The 2255-nt window shown below is 61.6% G+C and carries 1 protein-coding gene and 1 pseudogene; both read left to right on the top strand.

The features are described from left to right. The first annotated feature begins 17 nt into the window (after positions 1–17). Entirely contained in the window at positions 18–1775 is a 1758-nt protein-coding gene (argS, locus tag EN879_RS32635) for an arginine--tRNA ligase (RefSeq protein ID WP_063168120.1), read from the top strand. Positions 1776–1878: 103 nt separating this feature from the next. After that, positions 1879–2255, top strand: a pseudogene (locus EN879_RS32630) (SPOR domain-containing protein); the annotation flags it as partial.

Genomic DNA, 2255 nt, shown 5'->3' with positions numbered 1-2255 from the left:
ACCCCAGAGTCACACAAATGAACATCTTCGCCGATTTCACCGCGCGAATCATAAAAGCCGTCGAAGCGCTTGATCTGAAAGACAAAGACGGCATTTCGCCTGACCTGTCGCGCATTGCCGTTGAGCCGCCGCGCGACGCCAGCCATGGCGACCTGGCGACCAATGCGGCAATGGTGCTGGCCAAGCCGACCGGCCAGAACCCGCGCGCGCTGGCCGAAAGACTGGCGCAGGCGCTGCGCGACGACAAGGATGTCGCGGCAACAGAGGTGGCCGGCCCCGGTTTCGTCAATCTCAGGCTGAAGGACGGCTTCTGGCAGACACATCTGACCGCACTGCTCGGCGAGGGCCGCAACTATGGCCGCTCGATGGTTGGCGGCGGCAGGAAGACCAATGTCGAATATGTCTCGGCCAATCCGACCGGACCGATGCATGTCGGCCATTGCCGGGGTGCTGTCGTCGGCGATGCACTTGCCAATCTGATGGCCTTCGCCGGTTACGACGTGACCAAAGAATACGTCATCAACGACGCCGGCTCGCAGATCGACGTGCTCGGCCGTTCCGCATTCCTGCGTTACCGCGAAGCGCTGGGTGACGACATCGGCGAGATTCCGAGCGGGCTTTATCCGGGTGATTACCTGGTGCCAGTTGGTCAGGCGCTGGTCGCGGAATTCGGCCGCTCGCTGCTGCAGATGCCCGATGACGAGGCGCTCGCCATCGTCAAGGATCGCACCATCGATGCGATGATGGCGATGATCCGCGAGGACCTGGCGATGCTCAACGTGCATCACGACGTGTTCTTCTCCGAGCGCACGCTGCACGCCGACAATGCCAGGAAGATCCGATCCGCGATCAACGATCTGACGCTGAAGGGCCATATCTACAAGGGCAAGCTGCCGCCGCCCAAGGGCGAGAAACCCGACGATTGGGAGGACCGCGAGCAGACGCTGTTCCGCTCGACCGCGGTCGGCGACGACATGGACCGGGCGCTGGTCAAGTCGGACGGCTCATTCACCTATTTCGCCGCCGACGTTGCCTATCTCAAGGACAAGGTCGATCGCGGCTTCGTCGACCTGATCTATGTGCTCGGCGCCGACCATGGCGGCTACGTCAAGCGGCTGGAAGCCCTGGCGCGGGCGATTGCCGGCGAAGAGGTCAAGCTCACCGTGCTGCTTTGCAATCTGGTCAAGCTGTTTCGCGAGGGCGAACCGGTGCGTATGTCGAAGCGGTCGGGCGATTTCGTGACGCTGCGCGAAGTGGTGGAGGAGGTGGGCCGCGACGCGATCCGCTTCATGATGCTCTATCGCAAGAACGATGCGCCGCTGGATTTCGATTTCGCCAAGGTGACCGAGCAGTCCAAGGACAATCCGGTGTTCTATGTCCAGTACGCCTCGGCGCGCTGTCATTCGGTGTTCCGGCAGGCGAGCGAGCAACTGGGCGAAGCCAATTTCGACCGCAACAGCCTGGCGTCCGCCGCGGCATTGCTGACCGACGAGGGCGAGATCGGCCTGATCCGCAAGCTTGCCGAATACCCGCGGCTGATCGAGTCCGCCGCCCTTGCGCTCGAGCCGCATCGGCTGGCATTTTACCTCTATGATCTGGCTTCCAGCTTCCACGGGCACTGGAACCGTGGCACGGATAATCCGGACTTACGTTTTGTTAAGGTTAACGACCGACAATTGACGCATGCCAGACTAGGGCTGGTGCAGGCTGTTTCGGACGTTTTGACGTCCGGCCTGACGTTGATCGGGGCCGCCGCGCCCACTGAAATGCGTTAGGTTTGACTAAATAACCTGTCACCTTTTGCCCACATTGCGCTGGTAAGGGCCAACCCTACGCGACGTCCATGGCGTCCGAATGAGTGCGAGTTCGGGAACAATAATGGCAGACAGAACCCAGCTGAGAGTAGCCGACAACAACGACATCGCTGAGGATGATCCGTTCGCGGAACTGACCAGGATCATGGGATTCGACCCGCGCCAGCCGGTCAGGCCGCAATCGCCCGCCCAGCCGCAGGCCCCAGCCGCCGATCACGGGCTCGAAGAGGGCGATTTCGATATCGATCTCGAGAAAGAAATGATGGGCGAGTTCGGCGCTGACGACAGCGACGCCGCTCCGGTTGTTCAGGCTCATGAGCCGACTTTCGTGCATGAGCCGGCATTCGAAGCGGCTGACGCCAGCGCGATGGACGACGAGCTTTCGGTGTCGCTCGACGACGATTTCGAACTGGACATGGCTGAGATCGACGACCACGTCGC

The organism is Mesorhizobium sp. M7A.F.Ca.AU.002.02.1.1, from assembly GCF_003998535.1.
GTDB classification, from domain to species: domain Bacteria; phylum Pseudomonadota; class Alphaproteobacteria; order Rhizobiales; family Rhizobiaceae; genus Mesorhizobium; species Mesorhizobium ciceri.
Note: the sequence above shows the minus strand (reverse complement) of the source record. Positions and strands in the feature narration are given on the sequence as shown.

What these genes read in the sequence shown, in the direction of transcription:
- argS (WP_063168120.1), top strand. Translation starts at nt 18, where the DNA reads ATGAACATCTTCGCCGATTTCACCGCGCGAATCATAAAAGCCGTCGAA.